The organism is Mucilaginibacter sp., assembly GCF_036383575.1.
In the GTDB taxonomy this organism is placed as follows: domain Bacteria; phylum Bacteroidota; class Bacteroidia; order Sphingobacteriales; family Sphingobacteriaceae; genus Mucilaginibacter.
The window spans coordinates 1-5013 of record NZ_DASVOB010000706.1 but is presented as its reverse complement, the minus strand read 5'-3'; the positions used below and the strand labels follow the sequence as shown (position 1 = coordinate 5013).

The window sequence follows — 5013 nt, the reverse complement described above, 5'->3', positions numbered from 1 at the left end:
CCATTTGTTATTGCCCTGCAGTTGGCCGATTATTCCAGAGCCAGCCAACTGTGGTTTTGTTGTTTTGTCTAACGTACTGATTGCTATCGCTGATATGATGGCTTCCCCTGCTGCGGCATTTGGAAAAGAAATCGTTAGCATCCCACCGGTAACATGCGCGGTAATACTTTTTTTAAGCGCTTTTGCATATCCTGTTTCTTTCCAGATATCAAGATCGTGGATCATGATTTTACTATTCACAGCTACATCAAACAAACGCCAGCCACTGCAATCCATCCCGCTGCCGGTACCGTACCAGGGTTCGGTAAAATATAATTCAATGCGGTAATCCCCATCGGATACCGGGAAATTGAATTTTAATTTATCTAAACCATACCTGAAAGTCCGGAAGAGTTCGCCATCAGCCGTTCCGCTAATTCTGTCAAAAGTGCGCTGCTGGCTGGCGAAGGAGGATGGCATACCGGGGTAATCATCCGTCCATGATGTGGAGCCGGGTTGTTGTTTATTATCCTGATGCTTGTCGGCCATCCAGATATTACCGTAGCTATCGGTGTAATCCGGCCCGCCGCAATTAATACGATACAAATAATTGTACCCTGCTTGTGGTTTCAGGATAGCGGGATTTTCCTTTGACAAATGAGGGGCAGATGGCAGATGATTCAATATAACCTCATCCTTAGTTACCTGCTTACCATTAATATATCCCACTGCGTATAATACATTGTATTTAATATCCGCATCATCCCATTGAAAGTGCGTGCCGATACCTTGTCGTTTTCTGCGGCCTAATGACTCATGGTCGATATCATTAAATAGCTCAACCTCATCGCAATTGGAGTAAACAATGATACTATCCTTTTTACCCGAGGCAAGCCAACGGTTTGGCCAGGTATGCGATACGATGTAAATCATCGGCTCTTTATCCTTTGGCGCATAGTTGGCCCTGTACATGTAAAAAGCATCGGTAGGTTGGCCCCATGGCGTAAACAGCCCTTTGTAATTGACAGGGCCTACCCTATCGAGCTCGCGCTGGCCTTCGCCGCCCTGTGTCCTGCCTGGGTTTTCATGTGAATACAGCAGCCATTGAAAATGCCCGGCAACCTGATCTTTAACAGACTCCGCCAGGCGGACTTTAGTTTCCATGAGTTGGGTCATTCGGTCTTCGCTTAGTGGACCATTTGCATTAAATGAGCCTTCAGTATGTAAGCCGAGGCTTCGCCACGCGCCGTACTCGCCAACTAATATTTGCTTTTTCAAGTCATCGCCATACGTAAGTGGGTTGCCCCCATAAGTGCCTGTCCAGTTTTGAGGCACATCCCAATCGGTGCCTTCTCCGCCATTACAGGTTGTTATTTTGCGTTGCGATGAAGCAGTAGGGTCAAGCTTACGAATGATCGCGCTGCACTCACGGGCAAAATCGGCAGGTAATTTACTTTCATTCTGTAATCCCCATAATATAACCGAGGGACTATTGCGGCGTTCCTTTACCCAATCAACCAGTAAAGCCTTATAATTGGCCCGGAACTCCGGCGAATCGTACCAGATATGCGCCGAGTACTGCGGCCACCATAAAATGCCCAACTTATCCCAGTATTGTTGATAGGCCAGATTATGAGGCTGGTGCGCATCCCTGAAAGCGTTAAAACCAGCCGCTTTTGCCTGCATTCCCCGGGCTTTAATTTCCTGGTCGCTAAAAGCATGGCTTTTGCCCATCAGGTGTTCATACTCGGCAATCCCATTGATAAAAACAGGTTTGCCGTTAAGGTAAAAACGATTGTCGTTGTTATTCCTGCCAACGGGCCAGCTGATCCAACGGATGCCATAAGGTGTTTGAATTTTATCGATCAATTTTCCATCGGCCCAAACCTCCGTTATTACCTGATACAAATAAGGTTGTTCTAACGACCATAAATGCACATTTTTAACATCGGCAAATTGTTGACTTATTACGTTAGTCTCCCCTGCACTTAGTGTTTTATTTGTTTTTGTTTGGGCGATGGTTTTATCACCGGCGTCGACCAAACTATTTGTGACGGTTATAGTAGATGGCCTCCCGCTGTAGTTTTTAACTTCAGTTTCGAGATTAAGGGTAGCCGATTTTTCGCGAACAGTAGTATCATTCCAAATGTGTACACCAAAGGGTTCAACACGAATATCACTTGTAACAATGAGATGAATCGGCCTGAAAATTCCCATCGGCTGCGAACCCTCCGAAAAACCCGGGTCATCAGAGCAGGCCCCACAAACCCAGGGCAAGTCTTTAATGAACGAAGGATGATCTGCTTTGACACATAACAGGTTTTTCTTGCCTGCCCTGATGGCATCTGTTACATCAATAGTAAAAGACGTGCGTCCGCCGGCATGATAGCCCACCTGCTTGCCGTTAAGCCAAACCGTGGCATAGGAACCAACGCCCTCAAACCACAGAAAATAGCGTTTGTCGCTTCGTTTGTTTTCAAGCGGGAATATTTTGCGGTACCACGCGGTGCCATGCCTGTTGCCATGTTTCAGGCGGCGATAACCACCATAAGTATCCCAATTATGAGGTACGTTTACCGTTTGCCATTTAGCATCGTTAAAGGCAGTTTGTTCAAAGCCAGTATTAGTCTTGGGGTTGTTATCATCAGCAATACTTTTCCAATTGGTATTTAATGAGATTTCATTACGCTGTGCAAAAAGGCAACTATTAGAAAAAAGGAGCAAAAGCAGCAGGGAGGTGATCAGTTTAAAAAAAGGGGAACACGCCCCTCCACCCCTCTCAAGAGGGGAATCGCACAACCACAAAACACATTGTTCTTTCCCTGCGATTTCGCTGCGATATGTTTGCGTTTCGCCCATCTTTTACAATTGTTTCAGATCGGCATCAAAGCGGTAGCTTTTACCTTTTTGAGTTTCGAGATTGATCGTTTTTCCGGCGTAATTTAAGCGACAGGTTTTTCCCAATTTGGAAAGCACTTGTAAACTTATTAACCGGCCATTTTGCCATTCAAAATCCAACACAAAACCGCCTCTTGCACAAATACCTTTAATATTTCCCTGCGGCAACGCAGTTGGTAAGGCGGGCAGCAGCTCAATGGCATCGCCCTGGCTTTGTAAAAGCATTTCGGCTAAACCGGCTGCACCACCAAAGTTGCCATCGATTTGGAATGGCGGATGCGCATCGAACAGGTTATGGTAAACGCCGCCCTTCTCCTTGCCCGAACTTACATCGGCAGGCGACAGTAGCTTGGTTAACATGAGATAAGCATGATCTCCCTGGTGCATCCGCGCCCAGATATTTACCTTCCAGGCAATGCTCCAGCCGGTACCTTCATCGCCCCTGTATTTCATGGATTGTTCGGCAGCCTTCATTAGCTCCGGTGTTTTAAAGGTGATATCCGTACCGGGATAAACGCCCCACATGTGCGAAACATGGCGGTGGGTATCGGTGGTATCGTCCTTGTCTTCCAGCCACTCCTGCAATTGGCCAGATCTGCCTACTTTATTCGGTGCTATCTGGCTGTATTTGAGTTTGAGCGTATCGGCAAATACCTTATCAATATTTAATACTTTGGCTGCTTCAATACAGTTTTTAAACAGATCGCGGATGATCTGGTGATCCATCGTTGGCCCGGCAACCAAACCGCCATGCTCGGGCGAATTGGATGGTGTGCTGATGAGGTAGCCGGTTTTAGGATCTTTCACCAAAAAATGCGCAAAAAACTCGGCTGCACCCTTCATTTCGGGGTATGCCCGCTTTTGCAGAAAATCCTTATCGCCGGTATACAAATAATGCTCCCACAACTGGTGGCAAAGCCAGGCTGCCCCGCTTACCCAAATGCCGTGATTGGAAGCATTAACCGGTGCAGTCCCGCGCCACAGGTCGGTGTTATGGTGCAATACCCAACCCGGGGCACCGTAATGCTCAACAGCGGTTTCATGCCCGGTTTTGGCGAGATCATCGACTATGCTAAAAAACGGCTCGCTGCAAGCTGATAAGTTAAGCAGCTCGGCAGGCCAGTAATTCATTTCGAGGTTAATATTGGTGGTGAACTTGCTGCCCCATGGCGGCGTAAGCAGGTTATTCCACAAACCCTGCAAATTCGCCGGACCATTACCCGGTCTTGACGAGGAGATCAGCAAATACCTGCCGTATTGCGTATACAAACTGATAAAGGAAGGATCAGCTGACCGGGCAAATTTCAAGATCCGCTCATCTGTTGGCAGATCAGCGTTTTCACCCTTGCCTAAATCGATAGAAAACGTATTGAAATACTTTTGATAATCTTTGACATGGGCAGCTTTTACAACTGCATAACTCTTATGTGCAATAGCTGCAATTTGAGCTTTGCAGATGGCCTCCGGGTTGCCTGATACATCATGATAATTTTTAAAATTGGTAGCGGCTGTGAGATAAAACGTCGCTTCATTAGCTCCCGTAACCGAAATATTTTTCTGACTTACTACAACCTTGCCCCCTATGGCCTGTACGTTCAAATAGCTTACACCACGCAAAACACCATCTTTTACTTTTAAAGATAGCGCAAGTGTATGATCATCGACTTTACGGGTGACATAGTTTTTTTGCAGGCTCCCAAGCAAGGCCTTCAACGTAATTTTGCCCAGCTTATCAGCGGTAAGGTGTACTGCCATTACCTGATCGGGGGCGCTGCTGAAATATTCGCGGGTGTAGGTAACACCATCGGCTTTGTAGCTTACATGAGCCGTGGCATTAGTAAGATCGAGATCACGCTTGTAATCCGTTATTTCCTGCTTTGGAAATTGCAGGTACAGATCGGCAAAAGGCTGGTAATCGGCATTGTAACGGGGATATACAGGCGGGTTATCATCCTGTATAAAATATTTCCATTTACCGGCAAGGCTAACTGTATTTTTCTCTTCTCTTTCAGGATAAACTGATAAAGTTTTGGCGTTGCTGGTGAACCCGCCTTTATCATAAAAATTAACTACCAGAACCGATAGCTGATTACTGCCAAAATGCAAGTCGCCTGCAGGAATAGTGTATTTGCGGTA

2 protein-coding genes are annotated in these 5013 nt (G+C 46.4%); both read right to left on the bottom strand.

All coding sequences use genetic code 11. The annotated features are described in order from the left end of the window. Positions 1 to 2703, bottom strand: a 2703-nt coding sequence (locus tag VF500_RS25215) for a malectin domain-containing carbohydrate-binding protein (protein WP_330862321.1), incomplete at its 3' end; no start/stop codon positions are given. Positions 2704 to 2841: 138 nt separating this feature from the next. After that, on the bottom strand, positions 2842 to 5013 hold a 2172-nt coding region (locus tag VF500_RS25210), incomplete at its 5' end, for a glycosyl hydrolase family 95 catalytic domain-containing protein (protein WP_330862320.1).